26 protein-coding genes and 1 pseudogene are annotated in these 22,261 nt (G+C 71.1%); 15 read left to right on the forward strand and 12 right to left on the reverse strand.

What is annotated here, in order from left to right; translation table 11 throughout:
- Positions 1-158: 158 nt before the first annotated feature.
- The 3 genes from AB0C20_RS25445 to AB0C20_RS25455 all read right to left on the reverse strand — a co-directional run bounded on the left by AB0C20_RS25445 (position 159) and on the right by AB0C20_RS25455 (position 3,316).
- On the reverse strand, positions 159-1,310 hold the full coding sequence (locus AB0C20_RS25445; RefSeq protein ID WP_357190906.1) for an Mrp/NBP35 family ATP-binding protein: 1,152 nt from the start codon (positions 1,308-1,310) through the stop codon (positions 159-161).
- Positions 1,311-1,386: 76 nt separating this feature from the next.
- Positions 1,387-2,037: a DUF1003 domain-containing protein gene (locus AB0C20_RS25450; RefSeq protein WP_357190908.1), complete on the reverse strand. Its 651-nt coding sequence runs from the start codon at positions 2,035-2,037 to the stop codon at positions 1,387-1,389.
- Positions 2,030-3,316 carry a CBS domain-containing protein gene (locus AB0C20_RS25455; protein WP_238671210.1) on the reverse strand — a complete coding sequence of 429 codons (1,287 nt, stop codon included), beginning with the start codon at positions 3,314-3,316 and terminating at the stop codon, positions 2,030-2,032. The genes AB0C20_RS25450 and AB0C20_RS25455 overlap by 8 nt, the downstream gene beginning before the upstream one ends.
- A gap of 33 nt (positions 3,317-3,349) precedes the next feature.
- On the opposite strand from AB0C20_RS25455, the gene AB0C20_RS25460 reads away from it, so the two are divergent.
- Together AB0C20_RS25460 and AB0C20_RS25465 are read left to right on the forward strand one after the other, a co-directional pair.
- Entirely contained in the window at positions 3,350-4,219 is an 870-nt protein-coding gene (locus AB0C20_RS25460; RefSeq protein ID WP_357568881.1) for a PhzF family phenazine biosynthesis protein, read from the forward strand.
- A 12-nt stretch (positions 4,220-4,231) separates the two neighbouring features.
- Positions 4,232-4,762 (forward strand): hypothetical protein, encoded by a 531-nt coding sequence (locus tag AB0C20_RS25465; RefSeq protein ID WP_357190913.1) that lies wholly within the window; start codon positions 4,232-4,234, stop codon positions 4,760-4,762.
- 8 nt (positions 4,763-4,770) lie between these two features.
- Here AB0C20_RS25465 and AB0C20_RS25470 read toward each other — a convergent pair whose 3' ends face one another.
- Positions 4,771-5,490 carry an HAD family hydrolase gene (locus AB0C20_RS25470; protein ID WP_357568882.1) on the reverse strand — a complete coding sequence of 240 codons (720 nt, stop codon included), beginning with the start codon at positions 5,488-5,490 and terminating at the stop codon, positions 4,771-4,773.
- A 106-nt stretch (positions 5,491-5,596) separates the two neighbouring features.
- Between AB0C20_RS25470 and AB0C20_RS25475 the strand changes: the two genes are divergently transcribed.
- The 3 genes from AB0C20_RS25475 to AB0C20_RS25485 all read left to right on the forward strand — a co-directional run bounded on the left by AB0C20_RS25475 (position 5,597) and on the right by AB0C20_RS25485 (position 8,555).
- The gene (locus AB0C20_RS25475) at positions 5,597-6,541 is read left to right on the forward strand and encodes a DMT family transporter (RefSeq protein ID WP_357190917.1); all 945 of its coding nucleotides are present in this window, start codon (positions 5,597-5,599) and stop codon (positions 6,539-6,541) included.
- Positions 6,542-6,639: 98 nt separating this feature from the next.
- Positions 6,640-7,164 carry a SigE family RNA polymerase sigma factor gene (locus AB0C20_RS25480; protein WP_357190919.1) on the forward strand — a complete coding sequence of 175 codons (525 nt, stop codon included), beginning with the start codon at positions 6,640-6,642 and terminating at the stop codon, positions 7,162-7,164.
- Positions 7,161-8,555 carry a hypothetical protein gene (locus tag AB0C20_RS25485; RefSeq protein ID WP_357190921.1) on the forward strand — a complete coding sequence of 465 codons (1,395 nt, stop codon included), beginning with the start codon at positions 7,161-7,163 and terminating at the stop codon, positions 8,553-8,555. The genes AB0C20_RS25480 and AB0C20_RS25485 overlap by 4 nt, the downstream gene beginning before the upstream one ends.
- Before the next feature lie 18 nt (positions 8,556-8,573).
- Here the strand turns inward: AB0C20_RS25485 and AB0C20_RS25490 are convergent, their stop codons facing one another.
- Positions 8,574-9,398, reverse strand: coding sequence for an SDR family NAD(P)-dependent oxidoreductase (locus AB0C20_RS25490; RefSeq protein WP_357191020.1), 825 nt, complete (start codon positions 9,396-9,398; stop codon positions 8,574-8,576).
- Positions 9,399-9,526: 128 nt separating this feature from the next.
- On the opposite strand from AB0C20_RS25490, the gene AB0C20_RS25495 reads away from it, so the two are divergent.
- The gene (locus tag AB0C20_RS25495) at positions 9,527-10,483 is read left to right on the forward strand and encodes a CoA ester lyase (RefSeq protein ID WP_357190923.1); all 957 of its coding nucleotides are present in this window, start codon (positions 9,527-9,529) and stop codon (positions 10,481-10,483) included.
- 75 nt (positions 10,484-10,558) lie between these two features.
- Here the strand turns inward: AB0C20_RS25495 and AB0C20_RS25500 are convergent, their stop codons facing one another.
- Entirely contained in the window at positions 10,559-11,113 is a 555-nt protein-coding gene (locus AB0C20_RS25500; protein WP_357190925.1) for a DUF4190 domain-containing protein, read from the reverse strand.
- 118 nt (positions 11,114-11,231) lie between these two features.
- Between AB0C20_RS25500 and AB0C20_RS25505 the strand changes: the two genes are divergently transcribed.
- On the forward strand, positions 11,232-12,137 hold the full coding sequence (locus tag AB0C20_RS25505) for an SDR family NAD(P)-dependent oxidoreductase (RefSeq protein WP_210781830.1): 906 nt from the start codon (positions 11,232-11,234) through the stop codon (positions 12,135-12,137).
- A gap of 27 nt (positions 12,138-12,164) precedes the next feature.
- Here AB0C20_RS25505 and AB0C20_RS25510 read toward each other — a convergent pair whose 3' ends face one another.
- Positions 12,165-12,704, reverse strand: a complete 540-nt coding sequence (locus AB0C20_RS25510; RefSeq protein ID WP_357190927.1) for a DUF4190 domain-containing protein — start codon at positions 12,702-12,704, stop codon at positions 12,165-12,167.
- Positions 12,705-12,881: 177 nt separating this feature from the next.
- Between AB0C20_RS25510 and AB0C20_RS25515 the strand changes: the two genes are divergently transcribed.
- Positions 12,882-14,078, forward strand: coding sequence for an acyl-CoA dehydrogenase family protein (locus tag AB0C20_RS25515; RefSeq protein WP_357568883.1), 1,197 nt, complete (start codon positions 12,882-12,884; stop codon positions 14,076-14,078).
- A gap of 353 nt (positions 14,079-14,431) precedes the next feature.
- Here the strand turns inward: AB0C20_RS25515 and AB0C20_RS25520 are convergent, their stop codons facing one another.
- Complete coding sequence (locus tag AB0C20_RS25520) at positions 14,432-14,839, reverse strand: CoA-binding protein (protein ID WP_357190929.1); 408 nt, start codon at positions 14,837-14,839, stop codon at positions 14,432-14,434.
- Between the two features lie 19 nt (positions 14,840-14,858).
- Positions 14,859-15,905 (reverse strand): Rv2578c family radical SAM protein, encoded by a 1,047-nt coding sequence (locus tag AB0C20_RS25525; protein ID WP_357190931.1) that lies wholly within the window; start codon positions 15,903-15,905, stop codon positions 14,859-14,861.
- A gap of 93 nt (positions 15,906-15,998) precedes the next feature.
- On the opposite strand from AB0C20_RS25525, the gene AB0C20_RS25530 reads away from it, so the two are divergent.
- Positions 15,999-16,418, forward strand: coding sequence for a DUF393 domain-containing protein (locus tag AB0C20_RS25530; protein WP_109819716.1), 420 nt, complete (start codon positions 15,999-16,001; stop codon positions 16,416-16,418).
- Here the strand turns inward: AB0C20_RS25530 and AB0C20_RS25535 are convergent.
- From AB0C20_RS25535 to trxA, 3 genes are all read right to left on the reverse strand, one after another.
- A complete protein-coding gene (locus tag AB0C20_RS25535) occupies positions 16,382-17,353 on the reverse strand; it encodes an HTTM domain-containing protein (protein ID WP_357190934.1) in 972 nt (323 codons plus the stop codon). The genes AB0C20_RS25530 and AB0C20_RS25535 overlap by 37 nt on opposite strands.
- A complete protein-coding gene (locus AB0C20_RS25540; RefSeq protein WP_112673919.1) occupies positions 17,350-17,790 on the reverse strand; it encodes a hypothetical protein in 441 nt (146 codons plus the stop codon). The genes AB0C20_RS25535 and AB0C20_RS25540 overlap by 4 nt, the downstream gene beginning before the upstream one ends.
- Before the next feature lie 157 nt (positions 17,791-17,947).
- Positions 17,948-18,310, reverse strand: coding sequence for a thioredoxin (gene trxA, locus AB0C20_RS25545; protein ID WP_007455291.1), 363 nt, complete (start codon positions 18,308-18,310; stop codon positions 17,948-17,950).
- Between the two features lie 548 nt (positions 18,311-18,858).
- On the opposite strand from trxA, the gene AB0C20_RS25550 reads away from it, so the two are divergent.
- The 6 genes and pseudogenes from AB0C20_RS25550 to AB0C20_RS25575 all read left to right on the forward strand — a co-directional run.
- Positions 18,859-19,374: a MaoC family dehydratase gene (locus tag AB0C20_RS25550; protein ID WP_030486570.1), complete on the forward strand. Its 516-nt coding sequence runs from the start codon at positions 18,859-18,861 to the stop codon at positions 19,372-19,374.
- A gap of 94 nt (positions 19,375-19,468) precedes the next feature.
- Positions 19,469-20,005: a hypothetical protein gene (locus tag AB0C20_RS25555; protein ID WP_357190938.1), complete on the forward strand. Its 537-nt coding sequence runs from the start codon at positions 19,469-19,471 to the stop codon at positions 20,003-20,005.
- A gap of 51 nt (positions 20,006-20,056) precedes the next feature.
- On the forward strand, positions 20,057-20,680 hold the full coding sequence (locus tag AB0C20_RS25560; RefSeq protein WP_112732894.1) for an RNA methyltransferase: 624 nt from the start codon (positions 20,057-20,059) through the stop codon (positions 20,678-20,680).
- A gap of 79 nt (positions 20,681-20,759) precedes the next feature.
- Positions 20,760-21,437, forward strand: coding sequence for a DUF6758 family protein (locus tag AB0C20_RS25565; RefSeq protein WP_341866340.1), 678 nt, complete (start codon positions 20,760-20,762; stop codon positions 21,435-21,437).
- Between the two features lie 116 nt (positions 21,438-21,553).
- Positions 21,554-21,712: a hypothetical protein gene (locus AB0C20_RS25570; protein ID WP_007455302.1), complete on the forward strand. Its 159-nt coding sequence runs from the start codon at positions 21,554-21,556 to the stop codon at positions 21,710-21,712.
- Between the two features lie 6 nt (positions 21,713-21,718).
- Positions 21,719-22,261: pseudogene (locus AB0C20_RS25575) on the forward strand (PH domain-containing protein); the annotation flags it as partial.

Raw genomic sequence — 22,261 nt, forward strand, 5'->3', positions numbered from 1 at the left:
CACGCCGGCCCACGCCGGCCCACGCCGGCCCACGCCGGCCCACGCCGGCCCATGCCGACCGCCGGCCCACGCCGGTCAGCGGCCTCGCTGGACCACCCACCGACGCGACTCAGCCCGCCGGCCAACAGTGGCCGACGGGCTGACGGGGTTCCGGGTGGTCAGCGCCCAGCGGGCTTGAGACCGAGTGGCTTGCCGAGCAGTGACTCGCGGCGCAGGGCGAGCCGGTCGGCGATCGTGCCGAGCGCCTGCGCGGCCGGGGAGTTCGGCTCGGCCAGCACGACCGGGTTGCCGGCGTCGCCGGCCTCGCGGACCCGGGTGTCCAGGGGGATCTGACCGAGCAGCGGCACCTGCGCGCCGATGGTGCGGCTCAGCGACTCGGCAACCGCCTCACCACCGCCGGCACCGAAGATCTCCATGCGGGAGCCGTCCGGCAGCTCCAGCCAGGACATGTTCTCGATGACGCCGACCACCCGCTGGTGGGTCTGCAGGGCGATCGACCCGGCCCGTTCCGCCACCTCGGCGGCGGCGGTCTGTGGGGTGGTGACGATCAGGATCTCCGAGTTGGGCAGCAACTGGGCCAGCGAGATGGCCACGTCACCGGTGCCCGGCGGCAGGTCGAGCAGGAGCACGTCCAGGTCGCCCCAGTAGACGTCGGCCAGGAACTGCTGCAACGCCCGGTGCAGCATCGGGCCGCGCCACACCACTGCGGCGTTGCCGGAGGTGAACATGCCGATGGAGATCACCTTCACGCCGTGCGACTGCGGCGGCATGATCATGTCTTCGACCCGGGTGGGCCGGGCCTCGGTGCCGAGCATCCGGGGCACCGAGTGGCCGTAGATGTCGGCGTCGACAACGCCGACGGAGAGCCCACGGGCGGCGAGCGCGGCCGCCAGGTTGACAGTGACGCTGGATTTGCCGACGCCACCCTTGCCGCTGGCCACCGCGTACACGCGGGTGCGCGAGCCGGGCTGGGCGAACGGAATGACGGGCTCCTCGGTGGCGCCGCCGCCGCCACGCAGCTGCGACTGCAAGGACTGCCGCTGCTCGGGGGTCATCACCCCAAAGTCGATCTCCACGCCGGTGACGCCGGGCACCGCGGCGACGGCGGCGGTGATGTCGTTACGCAGCTTGTCCTTCAGCGGGCAGCCGGCGACGGTGAGCAACAGCTCGACGCGGACCACACCGCTGGCACCGATCGTGGCGGAGCGGACCATGCCCAGCTCGGTGATGGGCCGGCGGATCTCCGGGTCGTTGACGGTGGCCAGGGCGGCCTGGATCGCGTCCTCGACGGTGCTCACGGGTGCTGACATGCCCGCAATGCTACGTCGCGGGGCATCCGTTGCCGCCGTTGCCCGGGGCGGTGTGAGCCAATCGATGACCCGTCGGTCAGCTCCCTGACCGGCGCGGGCCAGTGCCGTCCGGCCGGGCGTCCCGGGTGAAGTCGCCGTCCAGGTCGTCGCGCGGTTCTTCCAGGCCGACGCCGTCGGTCGGCCGCTGGCCACGTCGCTCCTGCCGGCTGTCCTTCTCCTGCTGGCGGCGCTCCAGTCGCTGCCGGCGTTGCCCCACCTCGTCCAGTTCCTCGGCCAACCGGGCCAGCTCGGAGCGGAGGAAGTCGCGGGTGGCGACCTCACCGAGCGCGATCCGCAGGGCCGCGATCTCCCGGGCCAGGTACTCGGTGTCCGCCTTCTGCGCGGTGGCTCGCCGCCGGTCCTCCTCCAGGGCCACCCGGTCCCGGTCGGCCTGCCGGTTCTGGGCCAGCAGGATCAGCGGGGCCGCGTAGCTGGCCTGCAACGACAGCACCAGGGTCAGGAACGTGAAGGTGTACGGGTCGAAGCGCAGGTTCGCCGGGGCCAGGGTGTTCCAGACGAACCAGATCGCGATCACCACCGTCATCACGACGATGAAGTTCGCGGTGCCCATGCCCCGGGCGATGCCCTCGGACCACCGACCGAACGCCTCGGCGTCGAACCGTGGCAGCTTGACGCCCCGTGGCTCGCGTGGCTGGTCGAGACGCTCCGTCCGACGCTGATCAGCCATCTGCGCCGTCCAGCGCAGGGTCGGTGGTGCCCGGGGCGGCCAGGGCATCGCGGTCCCGCCAGTCCCGGGGCAGCGAGTGGTCCAGCACGTCGTCGACGGTGACGGCGCCGACCAGCCGGTTGTTGCGATCGATCACCGGCATGGCGACCAGGTCGTAGGTGGCCATCCGGCGGGTGATCTCCGGCAGCGGGGTGGTGGGGCGTAGTGGGTCGATGTCGTTGACCACCACTTTGCCCAGCAGGTCGGCCGGTGGTTCGCGCAGCAGCGCCTGGAAGTGCACCATGCCCAGGTAACGGCCGGTCGGCGTGTTCTGCGGTGCCCGGGTCACGAAGACCTGCGCGGCGACGGCGGGGGAGAGCTGTGGCTCCCGGATCCGGGCCAGCGCCTCGGCGACCGTGGCGTCCGGCGGCAGGATGACCGGCTCCGAGGTCATCACACTGCCCGCCGTGCCGGGGGTGTACTTCAGCAGCTGGCGTACCGGGTCGGCCTCGTCCGGCTCCATCAGGTCCAGCAGCACGTCCTGCTCGGGTGGGGGCAGTTCGTTGAGCAGGTCCGCGGCGTCGTCCGGGTCCATCTCCTCCAGGACGTCGGCGGCCCGCTCCCGGTCGAGGGCGGCGAGGATCTCCACCTGGTCGTGTTCCGGAAGCTCGCTGAGCACGTCGGCCAGTCGCTCGTCGTCCAGCGCGGCCGCTACCTCGTTGCGGCGCGCGTCGGGCAGATCCTGCAACGCGTTGGCCAGGTCGGCGGGGCGCATGTCCTCCAGGACGGCGAGCAGGTTCGCCGTACCCCGGTTGTCGGCGATGCCGCTGAGCCCGCGCACCCGGTCCCACTCGACCTGGTGCAGGTGGCCACGGCGGCTGAGCCGACCGGTCTGCTCGCGTACTGCGACACGGGTCAGCGACCACTCGCCACCCCGGGTGCACTCCATCGCGACGTCAACGACAGCGCCGGGCTGGCCGCCCGGGTCGAGTTGCACCCGCCGGTCGAGCAGCTCCTGGAGCACCAGCAGCTCGTTCGGGCGCTTCTCGAACCGGCGCAGGTTGAGGGTGCCGGAGCCGAGCACGACGGCGTCCGCGTCGATGGAGGTGATCCGGTTGATGGACAGGAAGATCCGACGACGCATCGGCATCTCGGCGACGAGGCCCACCACCTCCGGCGGACGCTTCGTCGCCCGCAGCCGTGCCACGGCGTCACGAACCCGCCCCACCTGGTCACCGTTCGGGTCGAAGACGGCGACTCCGGCGAGACGGGCGATGTAGACCCGGGTCGGCGTACTCACGGGCACCAGCCTAAGCGCCTAGTGTTTATCAACATGTCGACCTTGGCCTACGAGATCGTGGACGTCTTCACCGATCGCCCCTTCGCCGGCAACCCGCTGGCGGTGGTGTTCGGCGCGGAGGCGCTGGCCACCGAGCAGATGCAGGCCCTCGCGTTGGAGTTCAACCTGTCCGAGACGGTGTTCGTGCTGCCGCCGACCCAGGTCGGCGTCACCTATCGGGCCAGGATCTTCACTCCGGTGGAGGAGTTGCCGTTCGCCGGGCACCCCAGCGTCGGCGCGGCGGTCACCGCCTGCCGACGGGGCATGTTCGGTGTGGGGCAGGTCACCCAGGAGTGCCGGGCCGGTGTGCTGCCGATCGAGGTGACCGCGTCCGGGGCGACGCTGACCGGTGGCGCCCCGACGCTCGGGCCGGAGCTGGACCCGGAGCCGTTGCTGGAGATCGCCGGGCTGGTCGCCGGGGACCACCTCGGGCCCGCCCCACGGGTCGCCGGCTGCGGGCTGGAGTTCCCGTACCTGCCGGTGCGTCCGGAGTCGGTGGCCCGCGCCCGGGTCGACCCGGCGGCGGCGCAGCGGTACGGGGTATCGCACGTCAGCGTCTTCTCCTGGGACGCGGCCGCGCAAACCGCGCACGCCCGGGTCTTCGTGCCGGGGATCGGCGTTCCGGAGGACCCGGCGACCGGTTCGGCGGCGCTCGGCCTCGGTGTCTGGCTGGTGGCGAGTGGTCTGCTGCCCGGTGAGGGGCGGTCGGAGTACGCGGTCCGTCAGGGCGTGGAGATGAACCGACCGTCCGCGTTGGCCTGCACTGTCACCGCGGCGAACGGGGTGGCGGTCGGCGCGACGGTCGCCGGCCAGGTGGTGCCGGTGGCTCGCGGCGAGATCGCCGTGCCGCCGTTCGTGGGCTGAGCGGAGGCGCCGATGCGGGAGGATGCGGGTGTGACGGACGAGGACGCCCCCGGGGGCACCCCACTGGTCGACGAGGCGATGAAGAAGGCCGCAGTGGCCTGGGTCAGCGTTGCGGGTGGGCCGGCGCTTGCGCTCTGGTGCGCCCCGCTGGAGGGCGCGCTGCTGGTGGTCAGCGGGCCGGGTGAGCAGGCCGCACCGGGTCTGGCCGACGCGACCGAGGCCCAGGTCACCCTGCGCGGCGACCACGGCGGCCGGATCGTCACCTGGCCGGCCCGGGTGAGCCGGTTGCAGCCGGGCACCGAGGCGTGGGACGTCGCCGCGCCGCTGGTGGCGGCGAAGCGCCTCAACGCGCCCGGTCCGACAGCTGACCTGGTGGCCCGATGGGCCGCCGACGGATGCGCTGTGAACCGCCTCGCCCCGGCCGGTACGCCGCTGGCCGGATCGGAGTTGCCGGCCGACGCGCAGGCCGAGCCACCTCGGCCGACTCCGGCGGTCCGGGCCACCCGTAAGCCGTTCCGCCTGCACCGCGTCCGTCGCCGCTGATCGGTCGATCAGCCCGTCCGACCGCCGACGCCCGCCACCGCGGCGTCGGCGTCGACGAGGGCGAGCACCTCGCCCAGCGCACCGAGCGTGGGGCCGCACCAGTCCCGGTCGGCGTTGAAGACCATGTGCGTGGCCAGATCCGGTGCGGCGAGCCGGACGGCTGTCATCCCAGCCCGCTCGGCGCCGGTCAACTCCTGGCTGCCGCCGTCACCGACGTAGAGGCAGTCGCCCGGCGCGAGCCCGAGCCGCTGGCAGGCCGTCAGGTAGAGCGCCGGATCCGGCTTGCACCGCCCGACCTGCACCGAGAAGACCCGTACGTCGAGCAGGGGGGCGACAGCGAGCTGCGGCAGGAAGGCCGGAAGTTCGTGCGTACAGTCGCTGATCACGCCGGTGCGCAGGCCGCGCTGGCGCAGGGCCGCCAGCACCGGCACCGCGTCGGCCCGCAGCCAGGTGTCGGCGCGGACCGCCCGGTGCCGGGACGCCACGGCTGCCCGCACCGCATGGTCGCTGGGGTGTACGCCGGCCTGGGCGCACACCCAGCGCAGTGTCGCCTCCGCGTCGCCGAGCCGGCCGCTGGCCCGCTCGTAGTAGGTGCGGTTCAGCACTTCGGTCAAGATCTCGGTGGGACACCCGAGCAGTTCGGCGGTGCCGACGTGCGCGACACCGCGTTGTACCGAACGGGTCAGGGTGCCGAAGAAGTCGAACAGCACCGCCTGGTAGCTGGGCATGGGAGAGCGCCTCCGGGCGGTCGAGGGTCGCCGGCGCGAACCCGCGTGATCGTAACGGAGTGATGACCCTCCGTGCTGACCGTCATACGTGTGAGGATTACGTCCCGTGCCCCCACCTTCACCCCGGCTGTCCCTGGACCCGCTGACCACCGGCGCGGTCGGGCTGGCGGTGGTCGCCGTGTCGTCGTCCGCGCCGCTGATCGCGTACGCCGCCGCCCCCGCGCTGGCCATCGCGTTCTGGCGCAACCTGCTCGCGGTGGCCGTGCTGAGCCCCTTCGCGCTGGCCCGACGCCGCGCCGAGTTCCGCAGACTGACAGTGGGCGTCGGCCGGCGGGAGGGCCTGTTCTGCGTTCTGTCCGGGGTCGCCCTGGCCGGGCACTTCGCGACCTGGGTGCCGAGCGCCCAGCTCACCTCGGTCGCCACGTCCACCGCCCTGGTCGCCACCCAGCCGGTCTGGCAGGGGCTGATCGCCCGCGCCCAGGGGCGTCCGCTGCCCCGGGTGGTGTGGATCGGCATCGCGGTGGCGGTCGGCGGCGCGGCGGTCGCCACGGGGGTGGACGTGGGAGTCTCCGGCCGGGCTGTCCTCGGTGACGTGCTGGCGCTGATCGGCGCCATGTTCGCCGCCGTCTACACCGCCTTCGGGGAACGGGCCCGGGTCAGCATCAGCACCACCACCTACACCACCATCTGCTACGGGATCTGCGCGCTGATCCTGCTGGCCCTGTGCCTGGTCGGCGGCGTACGGCTGACCGGCTTCGACGGGCGTACCTGGCTGGCCATCCTGGCCCTGGTGGCGGGCGCCCAACTGCTCGGGCACTCGATGTTCAACTACGCCCTGCGGAAGATCCCGGCGACCACGGTCAGCGTGCTGATCCTGCTCGAGGCGCCCGGCGCGGCACTGCTCGGCTGGGCCTGGCTGGGTCAACTGCCCCGCCCGTACGCGTTGCTCGGCATGGCGTTGCTGCTGGCCGGCGTGGCGGTGGTGGTGCTCGGTGGCCGGCGGAGCGAACCCACCGCCCTGCCGGCCGACCCGACCCCGTTGGCCGACTGATCGCCCGACACGGTGCTGCCACGACGTGAGGAACATGGACACTGGTTCCCTCCGCGGCGGGGCCGCCCGGCGTCTGTCCGGGTGAGGAGGGCGATCCGTTGACGACTGAGGACCGCGCCCGGGACGGCTTCGCGGATTTCGTCCGGGCCGAGACCGCCGGGCTGACCCGGTTCGCGTACCTGCTGACCGGTGACCGGCACCATGCGGAGGACCTGGTCCAGGTGGCGCTGGCTCGCGTCGCGGTGCGCTGGGAGCGGATCGAGGATCCACCCGCCTACCTGCGTCGGGTGCTCTTTACCCAGGCCGCCAGTTGGTGGCGCTGGCGGCGGGCTCGCCCGGCGGAGCGACTGGGCGGGGTGCTGCCGGACCGCTCCGGTCCGGGTGACGACCACGATCTGCGGCTGGTGCTGTCGGCGGCGTTGGCCCGGCTGACCGTGCGGCAGCGCGCGGTCCTCGTGTTGCGCTACTACGAGGACCGCACCGAGACGGAGACGGCGGAGCTACTCGGCTGCCGGGTCGGCACCGTGAAGAGTCAGACCCGCCACGCCCTCGGCCGACTCCGCGTCCTCGCCCCCGAACTGGCCGAACTTGTCGGCCGTGACCCGCAGGAGGTGACCCGGTGACCGCCCGGCTCTCCGCAGCGCTGCGTCGCCTCGCCGACGACGTGCCGCCCGCGCGTGTACCGGAGGGGTTATTCGACGCGGCGCGGACACGGCACCGCCGTCGCCGGGCCGCCGTCGCCGGCGCGCTCGCCGTCCTGGTCCTGCTCCTGGGCACCGGGTACGCGTTGCACCCGGTCGCCCTGCCGATCCCCGCCGGCCCGCGGCACGATGCCCCCGGCCTGCCCACCAGGCTCGTCGACCCGCCGCTGCGGACCGCCTCGGTCGGCTACTCGGCACCTGGCGTGGCGGCGATGCTCTTCGGTGGTCCCGCCGTGCGCACCAACTGGTTCGAGACCCGGATGGGTGTGGTGGCCGCCGACGACGACCGCTACCGCGTACTGGACGGCGATCCGGCCGTCGCGGGTTTCGAGGCGACGCTCTCCCCGGACGGCCGGTACGTCTGGGTGGGCGATTCCCTCCTCGACCTGACGTCCGGGACGACCACCCCGGACCGCCCAAACGGCTACCCGCTCGCCTTCGCGCCGAACGGGAAACGGTTGGTCTACGCCGACGACGACACCACGTTCACGTCCCCGAACACCTACTCCACCCCGTACGTGGGGGTCTACGACCGGGATCGCGGGACGGACGTGCTGCGGGTGCCGGTCGGCACCACCTGGGTCCCGCCGGGGCGCACGGCCGCGCTGTCGTCGGACGGCGGCGATCTCGCCCTCCAGATACGCGACGAGGTCTGGCTGACCCGGGTGGGCGACGCGGGCGCGGATCGGGTCGCCACGCCGTACCGGAAGCTGCCGCTGGCGGGCGGGCGGCTCGCCGGGGCCGGGTCGTGGCTGCCGGACGGTCGTTCGGTGGCTGTCCTCGGCCGGTCCACCTGCACCGAGTGCCCGGTTCCGTCCTATCGGAGAAGCTGGACACTGTCAGTGCGGTCCGCAGCCGACGGCACAGCGCTGGCCGGCGCGGCGTTCCCGCCGTTGCGCTCCCGCTCGTTCGTGCATCTGCTCGGCTGGCGATCGGCTGACGAAGCGGTCGCGTTGGTCGGTGTGCCGGGTCCGGCGGCGGTGGACCTGCCGGAGAACCACGACATCGCCTGGGGGCCGTATCACGAGGTCGGCACGGAGGCGGTGGAACTGGTGGCGCTACGTCGGGGGGCGACCACGCCGGAGGTGCTCTTCCGGACGCCGGAGGGCATCACCGACCTGTCGGTCGCCGCCGACCTCGCGATCCGCGGCGCGGTACGTGAGTCGGGCCGCCCCCACTACGGGCCGCCGCCGTTCTGGGCGCTCCTGGTGGGGTTCGTCCTGGCGGTTCTCGTCATCCGGGCCGTGCTGTCGCTGCTGCGCCGCTGGCGCGGACCGCGAGGGCTCGGACCTAGACCTCGTGCACCTCGATGACCCGGGTGGCCGGCCCGGTCAGTCATCGAGGCCGACGGCCTTGGCGCTCGCCGTCCACAGCCGGGCGGCGAGCTGCGGGTCGGCAGCCTTCCGGAGCGGTCGACGCGGCCGTCGGTCGACGTAGTAACCCCCGTTGATCAGCCGGGAGCGCTCCTGGTTGGCCAACCACACAAGGGTCTCGGCACCCTTCTCCGGGCTGCGGAACGGCATGAACCGCATGCCGAACGCGACCAGCTTGCTGTCGTTGGCGAACCGGGTACGGACCACCCCGGGATGGAAGCTGTACGCGGCAACGTCCGGCCAGCGCCGGGCGACCTCGGCGGTGAACAGGACGTTCGCCTGCTTGCTGGTGCCGTACGCGCCCATCGGCCGGTAGTCACGCAGTGGCTTGTTCAGGTCGTCCGGGTCCAGTGCGCCGAAGCGGTGCGCGCCGGAGGCGGTCACCACGACCCGGCCCACCCGGTCGGCGAGCAGGTTGGTCAGCAGGAACGGGGCCAGGTGGTTGGCCTGGATCGACATCTCGAAGCCGTCGACAGTGCTCAGTGGTTGCAGCGCGATCGCGCCGGCGTTGTTGGCGAGCACGTCGATCCGGTCGTACGCGGACCGGAGCTGCTCGGCCAGTCGGCGTACGTCGTCGAGGATCGCGAAGTCGGCCCGGAACAGCTCCGGACGTTCACCGGAGTTCTCCCGTACCCGTTCGGCTGCCGCCTGCAGGCGAGCCGGGTCCCGCCCGACCAGCACCACCTGGTCGCCCCGGCAGGCCAGGTGCACGGCGGCGGCCAGCCCGATGCCGGAGCTGGCCCCGGTCACCACCACCAGTCGACGCCCAGTGAGATCTTCCACAGGTCCATTCACCCCGGTCATGGCGCGAGGTTACCGTGGCGTCACAACGCCCTTTGGGATCGTTAAGGTCCCGGATCTGTCGTCAGGTGGCGTCGGCATGTCCGCCGGACGCTGGAAGGAGCGCATCCATGGCCGCAGTCGGTCGCCCCCGCAGGTCCTGCCTCGCCGTGCCGGGTTCCAGCGTGAAGATGCTCGGCAAGGCTCAGGGCCTCCCGGCCGACCAGGTCTTCCTCGACCTGGAGGACGCCGTCGCCCCGCTGGCCAAGCCGGACGCGCGCAAGAACATCGTGGCCGCCCTCAACGAGGGCGACTGGGCCGGCAAGACCCGGGTGGTCCGGGTCAACGACCTGACCACCCCGTGGACCTACCGGGATGTCATCGAGGTCGTCGAGGGCGCTGGCGCCAACCTGGACTGCATCATGCTGCCGAAGGTGCAGAGCGCCGCCCAGGTGCAGTGGCTGGACCTGACGCTCACCCAGATCGAGAAGACGATCGGCCTGGAGGTCGGTCGGATCGGCATCGAGGCGCAGATCGAGAACGCCGCCGGTCTGGTCAACGTGGACGCGATCGCCGCCGCCTCGCCGCGCGTGGAGACCATCATCTTCGGCCCGGCCGACTTCATGGCGTCGATCAACATGAAGTCGATGGTGGTCGGCGGCCTGATCCCGGACTACCCGGGCGACCCGTACCACTACATCCTCATGCGGATCCTGATGGCCGCGCGGATGCACGACAAGCAGGCCATCGACGGCCCGTTCCTGCAGATCCGCGACGTCGACGCGTTCCGCGAGGTGGCCAAGCGCTCGGCCGCGCTGGGCTTCGACGGCAAGTGGGTGCTGCACCCGGGCCAGATCGACGCCGCCAACGAGGTCTACCAGCCGGCGCAGGCCGACTACGACCACGCCGAGCTGATCCTCGACGCGTACGAGCACTACACCTCGGAGGCCGGCGGCCGGCTCGGCGCCGTGATGCTCGGCGACGAGATGATCGACGAGGCGTCTCGCAAGATGGCGCTGGTGGTCGCGGCCAAGGGTCGGGCCGCCGGGATGAGCCGCACCTCGTCGTTCACCCCACCGGAGCAGTGACCGACCGGGCCGGGACGACCGCCGCCGGCTGTCGGTCCGGCCCGACAATCGGCGGTACGCCGGCCCGCCCGACGATCAGTAGCTACTGCTGCTGTTGTCGCTGGTAGCGATCGCGTAGACGATCGCGGCGACGTAGAAGAGGATCACCAGCACCAGGAACCCGGTGAGAATCCAGCCGACGATGATGGCGGCCTTCGCCATCCCCGCCCCGCCCTCGCCGCTGAGCCGGATCTGCTTCTGCGCCACGTGGCCGAGGATCGCGCCGATCGGCGCGGTGATGCAGGACGTGAAACCGATCAGGGCCAGCACGAACGCCGCGATGGCCAGCCCGTTGGTCTTCGGCGGCTGTGGGTAGCCGTAGCCGGGGTACTGCTGCGGGTATCCGGGCGGGGCGTAACCGGGCATCGGCTGGGCCGCTGGCTGCTTCGCGCCGGCGTACGGGTCGACAGGGGCGTACGGGTCCGGGGCATACGGGGCCGGGGCGTAAGGATCGGGGGCGTACGGGTCGACCGGGCCAGGTTGCGCGGGCACCGGCTGACCGGCCACCAGTGTCGGATCCGGTGCGGGGCTCGACGGCTGGGCCGACCACGTGGGATCGCTCCAGTTGCCGGGCGGCGGGGGATTGGTCATACGAACTCTCCGTCAGGTTGGGGTGCGGAGACAGGGTAGCCAGCGCCGCCCAAACCCGACGCCCCTGCTTCCGGGTGCCGCGTTGCTCGGGCCGGTCGTAACGGGCAGGATCCCTGTCATGGCATACGACGCGCGCGCCGCGGACCGCTCCGGCAGTCGACCCCGACGGGACGTCAGCCGCCCGGGTGCGGCCCGGCGCGCCCGGACGGCCGCCCCGGCGGGCAGCCCCGGCCCCGACGAGCCGGTCGCGCTCACCGACCCGGTCACCATGCGCCTCGACGGGCGGGTCGCCCTGGTCACCGGGGCGGGCAGCCCGGACGGCATCGGGTACGCCACCGCCCGGCGACTCGCCGACCTGGGCGCGCGGGTGGCCATCGTCTCCACCACCCGACGCATCCACGAGCGGGCCACCGAGCTGGGCGTGACAGGCTTCGTCGCCGACCTGACCGACGAGTCCGAGGTCGGCGCGCTGGCCGACGCGGTCGCCGAGCAGTTGGGCGACGTCGAGGTGCTGGTCAACAACGCCGGCTTGGCCAGTCGCGCCAGCCAGGGGGTGCTGCGGCCGGTGGCGCAACTGACCTACGACGAGTGGCGTGGTGAGATCGACCGCAACCTCTCCACAGCGTTCCTGTGCAGCCGCGCGTTCATCGGGGGGATGGCCGAGCGGGGTTGGGGTCGGATCGTCAACCTGTCGGCCACGGCCGGCCCGGTCAACGCCCTGCCCACCGAGGCCGCGTACGCCGCGGCGAAGGCCGGAGTCGTCGGGCTGACCCGGGCCCTGGCCATGGAGATGATCGCCGACGGCGTGACGGTCAACGCGGTGGCGCCCGGCACCATCTACACCGCGGCGTCCACCATGGCCGAGATCAAGCAGGGGTTGGGCACCCCGGTGGGGCGGCCGGGCACGCCGGACGAGGTCGCCGCGGCTATCAGCTTCCTCTGCTCGCCGGCGGCCTCGTACATCACGGGGCAGATGCTGGTGGTGGACGGCGGAAACAGCGTCCGCGAGGCCCGCTTCCGCTGACCGCGACGGGCCACGCCGGCCCGTTCGTCAGTAGCTGCCACTGTCGCCGGTGTTGCCGAAGGCCACCAGTGCCAGCCAGCCACAGCAGGCCAGCACGGTGAGCCCGGTGAAGACGTAGCCGAGGATCAGCCCCCAGGTGGCGAGCTGGTCGCCCTCCTCGCCGCTGGTGCGGATCTGCCGCTTGGCCACGTGGCCGAGGACGGCGCCGGCCGGCGGAAAGACGAAGGCGAACACCAGCGACAGGATCGCCAGCACGTTGGTGCCCCGACCCGGCCCAGAAGGCGGTGGGCCGTACTGACCGTAGGGGCCCTGTGGTGGGTACGGCGGTTGCTGACTCCAGTGCGCCGACTGCTGCGGCCCCTGGTGGCCGTACGGCGACGGTTCGCCCGGCGGTGGCCCGTACTGTGAACGTTCCGCTGGCAGCTCGTACGCCGGCTGGTCCGACTGCGGCGCGTACGGCGACTGGCCGGCCGGCGGTGGCGCGTACGGCGACTGGTCCTTCGGTGGTTCGTAGGGTGACGGCGGCGGCTCGTCCTCGGGCGGTCCCGACGGCGGCGGGTAGCTCACAGCTGTCCTCCTCCTGCCGGTGCCGGAAAAGTCCCTCTTGCCGGACGCTACCCGCAGCGGTGAACCTTTTCACAGCGGTTGTGTGGACTGGTCACCTTGGCCTCGTCGACCCGAGGGGCCGATACTGACCCAGCGTTCAGTTACCCATGAGTAGTGCGCGGATCCCCGGAGGCTGAGATGGCCCGACTCGCCCAGACGCCCGGCCTGACCGATGTGCAACAGTCGATCCTGGAGACCGTTCGGGACTTCGCCGACAAGGAGATCATCCCGCACGCGCAGCGGCTGGAGCACGCCGACGAGTACCCCACCGACATCCTCGACGGCATGCGCGAGATGGGGCTGTTCGGTCTCACCATCGACGAGGAGTACGGCGGCCTCGGCGAATCGCTGCTCACCTACGCGCTGGTGGTGGAGCAGTTGTCCCGAGGCTGGATGTCGATCTCCGGCATCGTCAACACCCACTTCATCGTGGCGTACCTGATCTCCCAGCACGGCTCCGCCGAGCAGAAGGCCCGCCTACTGCCGAAGATGGCCACCGGCGAGGTGCGCGGCGCGTTCTCCATGTCCGAGCCCGAGACCGGCTCCGACGTCTCGGCGATCAAGTCCCGGGCTGTCCGTGACGGCGACAACTACGTGCTCAACGGACAGAAGATGTGGCTGACCAACGGGGCGTACTCCTCGGTGGTGGCCACCCTGGTCAAGACCGATACCGGCGCGGAATCCGTCTACGGCAACATGAGCACCTTCCTGCTGGAGAAGGAGCCGGGCTTCGGTGAGACCGCCCCCGGCCTCACCATCCCCGGCAAGATCGAGAAGATGGGTTACAAGGGCGTCGAGACCACCGAGATGGTGCTCGACGGGGTGACCGTGCCCGACTCCGCGATCCTCGGTGGCGCCGACCAGGTGGGCCGCGGCTTCTACCAGATGATGGACGGCATCGAGGTGGGCCGGGTCAACGTCGCCGCCCGCGCCTGCGGCATCTCCATCCGCGCCTTCGAGCTTGCGGTGAGCTACGCCCAGCAGCGCAAGACCTTCGGCCAGCCCCTCGCCAAGCACCAGGCGATCGCCTTCAAGCTCGCCGAGATGGGCACGAAGATCGAGGCCGCGCACGCCCTCATGGTCAACGCCGCCCGGCTCAAGGACGCCGGCCAGCGCAACGACGTCGAGGCCGGGATGGCCAAGCTGCTCGCCTCCGAATACTGCGCCGAGGTCGTCCAGGAGGCGTTCCGCATTCACGGCGGCTACGGCTACTCCAAGGAGTACGAGATCGAGCGGCTGATGCGGGAGGCCCCGTTCCTGCTCATCGGCGAGGGCACCTCGGAGATCCAGAAGACCATCATCTCCCGAGGCCTCCTCAAGGAGTACAAGCTCTGATCCGCGCCTGCTGATCGGTTGCTCGTTGCTTGTTGCTTGTTGCCGGTTGCTTGTTGGCCGGTCGCCGATCCGCGTCGTCGGTCACGAGCCTGATGACCGTGAGGCATCAATATGACTCAGAGGCATCACGCTCGTGACCGAGGCCGTCCGCGCCGACGGACGCCTCGTCGTTGACGAGACATGGTGCCCCTGACCGCGCCGGAGACGCCGACGCGGCAGCCCTCCGGCACCGCCGTGTCCCTGCCGTCGACCACCGGGGCGGGTTGCAGCGACCGGCGTGCCACCAGGCCGGGTTCGGCAGCGGCCAGACCGGTGACTGCATGACCGGCGGGGCGGGGCGGGGCAGGTTCGGGTTAGGGGAGGCGGGTGAGGTTGGCGGCGGCGCGTTCGACGATGAGGCAGCGGTCTTCGACGTAGTCCATGCCGGCCTCCTCGGCGATCCGCCGCGCCTCGGCCGAGACGATGCCTAGCTGGAGCCAGACCGCGGGGGCGCCGATCGCCGCCGCGTCCCGGACCACCTGCACGGCGTCGGCCGCCGGTCGGAACACGTCCACCAGGTCGACCGGGTGCGGGATGTCGGCCAGCGACTTGTAGGCCCGTTCCCCGAACAGTTCGTCGACGGTCGGGTTGACCGGGATGATGCGCCAGCCGTACTGCTGCATCTGCAACGGCACGCCGTGCGCGGCCTTGAACGGGTCGCGGGACGCGCCCACGACGGCGATCACGGCGGAGTCGGCGAGGATCTGCGAAGCGGTACGCACCCGCCGACTGTAGCTCCGACTACAACAGCGTCAGCTGCTCGGCCGCCGCCGGTTGCGGAGGCTCGGGCAGGCTGCGGTTGTCGCCCCGCTCGCCGCGGTGCAGCCCGTGTCGGCGGGCGGCGATCCGCACCCGTGCGGTCAACTCCCGCTGGTACGCCTGCGGGGCATACGCACCGGCCCGGTAGAGCTCGCGGTAGCGGGGCACGAGGTGCGGGTGCTCGCGGGCGAGCCATTGCGCGTACCACTCCCGGGCACCGGGACGCAGGTGCAGCGGCAGGGCGGTCACGCTCGTCGCACCGGCGGCGGCGATCGCCGAGACGGTGGCGTCGATCGACTCGTCGCTGTCGCTGAGGCCGGGCAGGATCGGTGCCATCAGCACACCGATGGAGAAGCCGGCGTCGGCGAGTGCCCGGACGGCGTCCAGCCGGCGGCGTGGGTGCGGTGTGCCGGGCTCGACGGTGCGCCAGAGGTGCTCGTCGACGAACCCCACCGAGAAGGAGATGCCCACCGTGGTCACCTCGGCGGCCTCGCGCAGCAGCGGCAGGTCGCGCAGGATCAGCGTGCCCTTGGTGAGGATCGAGAACGGGTTGGCGAAGTCCCGCAGGGCGCCGATGATCTGCGGCATCAACCGGTAACGCCCCTCGGCGCGCTGGTAGCAGTCCACGTTGGTGCCCATCGCCACGTGCGCGCCCCGCCAGCGCGGCGCGGCCAGCTCCCGCCGGACCAGCTCGCCGGCGTTGACCTTGACGATCACCTTCCGGTCGAAGTCGGCACCGGCATCGAGATCGAGATAGGTGTGAGTGTTTCTCGCGAAGCAGTAAGTGCAGGCATGAGAACAGCCCCTGTATGGGTTGATCGTCCATTCGAACGGGACGCGGGACTGCCCGGGCACCCGGTTGAGGATGGACTTGGCCTGCACCTCGTAGAAGGTCATCCCGGCGAACTCGGGGGTGTCGAAGGTGCGGGCGACGGCGCCGGGCAGCGCCAGCGGCAGGGGTGGCGTCGCTGGCGCTGCCCGCTCGGGGTCTCCCTCGACCGGGGGAGCGGTGAGGTTGTCCCAGCGCATGGCCACTATTCGAACACGTGTACGAGACAAGCGCAAGTGACCCGCCGTACACCGGTGGGCGTCCGGGTGGTCGGAGAGGGGAGGATGGACGCCATGGAGACGTCGACCTTCGTCTACGACGGGGACTGCGCGTTCTGCACGAGCTGTGCGGAGTTCATCGAGCGTCGCATCCCCACCGCCGCACGTGTGGTGCCCTGGCAGTTCGCCGACCTGGACGCGCTCGGCCTCACGGTGGCCGAGTGCGAGGAGGCCGTGCAGTGGGTCGGCGCGGACGGCTCGCGCGCGGCCGGTCCGGACGCCATCGCGAAGCTGCTCGCCGCGAGTGGTCCGCTCTGGCGGGTCGCCGGCGCCGGTCTGCGGATACCTCCGGTACGCGTTGCCGCCTGGCCGTTGTACCGCTGGGTGGCGCGAAACCGGCACCGACTTCCCGGTGGCACGGCGGCCTGCTCCCTGCCGCAGGAGGCCCGGGAGCGGCTCTACGGGCCGGCTGGTCGCCCGACCACCGGCGCCTGATCGTCGAGCACCGGCCCCGCGCCGGCTGTCACCGGGCCCGGGTCGGCCGGCACCCTGTCGACGTCGGCCGGGCGCGGTTCCGGGGCATCCGTCGTCGCCGTTTCGGGAGAGTCGCGGCCGACGAGCCGGCGTGCCCAGACCAGCGGGCGCACCCGCTCCAGCGGTAGGAAGCTGGTCATCGCGGCCAGGTGCGGCGCGAACGAGATCGTGATCGTCGCGATGGTGACCGCGTGGAACGAGTAGAAGAAGCCGACCATGGCGAGTCGCCAGCGGGGCGGCAGGAAGAAGACCAGCGGGCTCAGCAGCTCGAACGCCACGATGCCGAACTGGGCGACGATCAGCAGGTACGGCACCTGGGCGATGAGGTCCGCCAGGTCGGTGCCGCGCCGGATGATCGCGCGGGCCAGGACCGAGCCGGTCAGCCAGTCCAGACCGCCGAAGCGCAGCTTGGCGAAGGCGGCCAGGAAGTACGTGCAGATCACCGCGATCTGGGTGACGCGCAGGGCCCAGCCGCCGGCCTCGGTGCGGGTGGTGTCGCCGTGTCGGGCGCGACCGGCGGTGGGCAGTACGGCCAGTGCGACGAGGAGCCCGAACCGGTCGTGGTCGACCTTCCCGTAGCTCATCGCGATGATCATCCACTCCAGGTACAGCGCGCACACCGCCCAGCCGAGCAGTCGGGGCGCTCGTCCGGTGGCGGCGAGGAGGGCGAGCAGCAGCAACGCCCAGAAGATCACCGTCACCAGCGTCTCGGTTGGCGTCGGCAGTGGGAGCAGACGGCCGATCAGGAGTGGCTGGTACAGGTCGCCGGGCACGCTGACCCGGGTGCGTACCCAGGGGGTGAAGATCACCAGATCGGCGGCGACGAACAGGTAGATGAGGGTGCGGAAGGCGGCCACCCGGCCCCGGGGTACGGCCTCGGTCAGCCAGCGGTTCATCGGGTGGCCTGCCAGCGGACGACGGTCTGGTCGGTGTGTTGGCCGGTCGGTCGACCGGCGCGGATACCGTGCCAGCGGATGACGATGCGGACCTCGACCAGCGCGGGAGCGTCCGGGTGGCGTTCGGCGTACGCGTCGGCGACCTCGGTGAGCAGCGTCGGGTCGGCGGCGTATCGGGCCTGCTGACCCTCGATCTCGGCGCGGCGGATGCCTGTCGCGTTCTGGTCGAGGTCGATCACCGCTCCGGAGCTGTTCACCCCCTCGACGCGGGTGTCGGGTGCGGGTGCGTTCGGCGGGTTGGAGGTGGAGTACATCCGGAACGGGCCGAACGGGAAGTCGTCGTCGCTGCCCCAGAAGGTGCCGACGACGAGCAGGACGAGGCCCAGTGCGGTCGCGCCCAGCCGGGTCACGCGCCCGCGGGTGGTGAGGTTCTCCATCGGGTCGTGACGATACGGGATGTACCGACGGCCTCGGGTCCCTCCGACGGCCAGTTCGGCCTGACCAGGCAGGTGATCATGCGGGAGTTGCTGGGAGTACGACAAAGGCCGGGCCCGCATCGGGCCCGGCCTTCGGTGTCGTCGTCGTGGGGACGACTCAGTGGTTGTGCTCGGCCAGCTGCTTGCGGACGTCGTCCATGTCCAGCGCCTCGACCTGCTCGATCAGGTTCTCCAGCGCGGACTCGGGAAGGGCGCCCGGCTGGGCGAAGACGATGACGCCGTCTCGGATCGCCATGATCGTCGGGATCGAGCGAATGTCGAACTTGGCGCCCAGCTCCTGCTGAGCCTCCGTGTCGACCTTGCCGAAGACGATGTTCTGGTGCTTCTCCGAGGAGCGCTCGTAGACCGGGGCGAACCGCTTGCACGGACCACACCAGTCGGCCCAGAAGTCGACCAGGACGATGCCGTCGTTGCCGGTCACCTCGTCGAAGTTCGTCGAGGTCAGCTCAACGGTTGCCATTGCACTCTCCGATCACCGCGGTTTATCTACGTCCCGTAGAACCAGGGCTGACCGTATCGAATTCCCGTGCGGTGGGGCACGAAACGTGCCCGGGGCTGCCGGGGGGTGCCGCAGGTCATCGACGCGCATCTGTTCACACCCGACCTGCGGAACGCAAGTGCATGACGCACTTGCGTGACCTGCGGTAATGGGAGCGTTTCCAGGGAGATCCACGCGATTGAGCACTACGAATCGGTAACTTGGGCCTTGACAAGGAGGTATCCGGCCTGCGGAGATCGCTGATCAACCTCCGCTTCGTCACGCAGAGTAGTGTTACAAAAAGATAAATGTGACCGCGATCTCTGTTGAACCTACGCAGGCGTAGGGCAGAATTCCTCACATCAGAGCGTGGGCGGCGGGTGCCGGGGAGGGCCCCGCCGCTCATTGCGTCTCCCCCCAGGCGAGTGACCGGTGTGACATTTCCGCCGCCGTCGCGCCCCGCCGGTCGCCTTAACCATCGGTAAGGCATGCTGTGCCGAACTCCATCGCCGCCCGTCGAAGGGACCAGCATGCAGTTCGGTCGCTACTACGAGGAGTTCGAGGTCGGCGCGGTCTACCGGCACTGGCCGGGCAAGACCGTCACCGAGTACGACGACCACCTCTTCTGCCTGCTCACCATGAACCACCACCCGCTGCACATGGACGCGCACTACGCCGCGACAGCGAGTCAGTTCAAGCGCAACGTCGTGGTCGGCAACTACATCTACTCGCTGCTGCTGGGCATGTCGGTGCCCGATGTGAGTGGCAAGGCGATCGCCAACCTGGAGGTCGAGTCGCTGCGGCACGTCGCGCCGACCTTCCACGGCGACACCATCTATGGCGAGACCACGGTGCTCGACAAGCGCGAGTCCGGCTCGAAACCCGACCGGGGCGTGGTGTCGGTGGAGACCCGCGGTTACAACCAGGACGGCACCATGGTCTGCGTCTTCCGGCGCAAGGTCATGGTCCCCAAGCGGGAGTACGCGGCCGCTGCGGTGCCCGACGGGGTGGATCCGGAGCGGCCCAGCTTCCCCGAGCCGCGCTGACAGCCGCGCGGCAGGCTCGATCGTCGACGAACACCGGGCTCCTTCCCCTGCGCGGGTCTGCTGGGGAAGGGGCCCTGTTCCCGTCGCGGGGCATATGCTGACGCCGGAGGTTCCGATGAGCCACTCCGTAGCGGGAGAGCCGTCCTCTGCCGGCCGCCGAGCCGCACCCTTGACCACCGCTGTCTACTCCGCCGCCGAGTGGGACCTGCTCACCAGCCTGCCCGGTCGGGTTCTCGTGGCCGCCGCGGCACCCGGTCCTGGCCGGACGGAGCGTGGAGTCATGGCCGGCCTGGCCGGTCTGGATGCCGTGGCCGCGGGTCGAGCCTCCGACAGCGATCTGGTCCGCGCGGTGGTAGCCACGATCTACGCCCGTCACGATGGCACCCCACAACCCGTTGAGCGGCTCACCGACCTGGTGGACCTGCTGGCCGCCTGTCGTGCGGCGAGCCGGGTCCTCCGGCGGCGGGCCGACCCTGCCGACTCGGCCGCGTACCGCCAGTGGGTGCAGTCGGTCGCGGCCCGGGTGTGTCGCGCGGTGCCCGGCACCGGCGCGCGCCGGGTGGACCCACCGGCCAGCCCGGTGGACCGGCGCTTCCTGGACCGGCTCGGTGCCGCCCTCGACCTGGCCTGACCGGCAGGTCGTCGCGGCCGGTGCCGACGCGGTCCGTACCCTCTGATGACCGTGACCGACGACCAGCTTGAGGTGGGCGTGGGCCCCTGGCCGGGGGACCCACCCGACGACCCTCGTTACGACAGGCAACTGCTCGCGGAGGGGGACCGGCGCAACGTCGTAGACCGCTACCGCTACTGGCGGCACGAGGCGATCGTCGCCGACCTGGACCGGCACCGGCACGGCTTCCACGTCGCTATCGAGAACTGGCAGCACGACTTCAACATCGGCACTGTGGTGCGCAACGCCAACGCGTTCAACGCCGCCGAGGTGCACATCGTCGGACGGCGACGGTGGAACCGGCGCGGCGCGATGGTGACCGATCGGTACCAGCACGTACGGCACCACGAGACGATCGAGGAGTTCGTCGCCTGGGCGGCCGAGCGGCAGCTGCCGGTGTTCGGCATCGACAACCTGCCCGGGTCGCGTCCGCTGGAGACCGGCACCCTGCCGCGGGACTGCGTGCTGCTGTTCGGCCAGGAGGGGCCCGGTCTCTCCGCGCCGGCCCGTGCGGCCTGCGACCAGCTCTACTCCATCGCCCAGTACGGCTCGACGAGGTCGATCAACGCGGGCGTGGCCAGCGGAATCGCCATGCATGCCTGGATCCGCGCGCACGCCGGTACGCCGCCGGACTGACCCACGTACGGTGCCGAATCGGACGTTCCGGCTTGACGTGCGGGCGGTCCGGGGTGACGGTGGGGATGTGAGTGTCGCGGTGAGTTGTCCGAGATGCGGGGGCCCGGTACGGGCGCCGGATCTGATGAACACCGACTCGAGGTGTGTGCGCTGCGGCCCGGTGCCGCCGTTGCACGTGCCCGAGCACATCGGAGCGGACATCGTGGCGAGCGTGGTGGAACGGATCACCGCGACCGGCGACCCGCCGGTGACGCCGTTGTGGTGCCCGTGGCCGCTGCCACCCGGGTGGACACTCACCGGCGTGGCGTACGCCGGGGACGACCGGACGGGCGTGCGGGCGACAGTGGTGGCCTGCGCGGGCCCGGCGCCACTCGGTGGTGGTCCGGCCGATCTGGTCTTCGTGGCCGAGGAACCCGGCGTCGGCCTGGGCACCCGGCTCGCCGGTCTGACCGGCCCGGATCCCGGACCGGAGTTGGTGGACGCGTTGACCGACCCGGGGTCGGGTCACCCTGACCACGTCGGACAGGCGAAGATCAAGGTCGGCGGGCACCCCACTCCACTGTGGTTGGTGAATTCACCAACGGATCGAAGCGCGTACGCCGGCGAAGCTCGGGGAATGTGGCTCCATGCGATAGCCTGGCCGGCGAGTGCGGGTCACCTGCTCGCGGAAGACGTCGTGCTACACGACCTGACCGAGTGGACTCCGCCCGAGCTCGTGTACGGCGCACCGTCCCCGTATCTACCCGGTAGAGCTTGACAACTCTTCCGGATTGACGGAGAACGGACGCAGATATTCACTGTACGACACCACACTGATACTCTGGGTGCCGCTGCGGTAATGGGACCCGGCGCCGCGCGAGAGGATGGCCCGCCATGGTCAAGAAGGTCCTCACCTGGGCCGGAATCGCATTCTTGATCTTCTTCGTCGCCTACCGGCCAAACTCTGCGGCGGATGTGTTCAAGTCGCTCGGCGGCGGGATCATGGATATCGCCCAGGGGTTTGGCGACTTCTTCACCAGCCTCGTCGCCTAGCCGCCGATGGGCAGCCCCTCCGGTCCACCCTTCGACCCGGACGACCCCGACCGGGAACGCCGCGAGCGCGACACCGAGCCGATCCCGCGGATCGGGCCTGATGACGGCCCGGGCTACGGGGCTGGTCCCGGTCTGTCCGACGGTCCGTCCCTTTCGGACGACGTCGGCTATGGCGACGGGCCCGGCTATGCCGGTCAGGGTCGTTCCGGTCGGGGGTGGATCCGTGATCCGGAGGCGAGCTACCAGCCGCCGCAGATCTCCGAGGACGAGCTGGCCGGGTTGCGTGCCGACGCGACCGGCTCGACCCCTCGGCGGGTGCTGCCACTGGAAGACGAGCCCAGTTCGCTGGTGGCTCGCTACCTCTTCCCCACCGAGCGCTACCGGGGTGAGTGGAAGCGACACTGGATCCACCTCACCAACCCGCTGTTGATCGGCGTCGCGGCGACCTTCGTGCTCGGCTACCTCTCCGGCTTCCTCGCCGGGCAGGACGTCGGCGCGTTGACCACCATCGCCGTGCTGCTGTGGTTCGCGGTGATGGGCTGGGTGGCG

Source organism: Micromonospora sp. NPDC048843 (assembly GCF_040649965.1).
In the GTDB taxonomy this organism is placed as follows: Bacteria; Actinomycetota; Actinomycetes; order Mycobacteriales; family Micromonosporaceae; genus Micromonospora; species Micromonospora hortensis.